This window comes from Ochrobactrum sp. SFR4, from assembly GCF_019730395.1.
Lineage (GTDB): Bacteria > Pseudomonadota > Alphaproteobacteria > Rhizobiales > Rhizobiaceae > Pseudochrobactrum.
The window spans coordinates 1-253 of sequence record NZ_JAAPBB010001052.1; the positions used below are offsets into that span (position 1 = coordinate 1).

Annotated in this window: 1 pseudogene; it reads left to right on the plus strand. The window is 54.9% G+C overall.

Going from position 1 to position 253, the window contains the following annotated elements:
* Positions 1-253 (plus strand): annotated as a pseudogene (locus HBA93_RS22275) (FAD/NAD(P)-binding oxidoreductase); the annotation flags it as partial.

Consider the following 253-nt stretch of genomic DNA (forward strand, 5'->3'; position numbering starts at 1 on the left):
TGCAACTGCGCCTTGCCGGTGTGAAAACCGTCTATAATGTGCGCCCTGATAATATTGTCGGGAAAGATCACGTTGAGGGCATCCGCTACCATATTCAGGGCAAGACTGGTGTCAAAACGCTGACCTGTGATGCACTGGCCTATGGATTTGCATTGCGTCCGGAAACACAATTGGCGGATCTCGCCGGTTGCGCCTTTGAATTCAATAGCCGCGACAGAGCATGGCTGCCGGTGCGCGATGCGCAGGGGCAGAG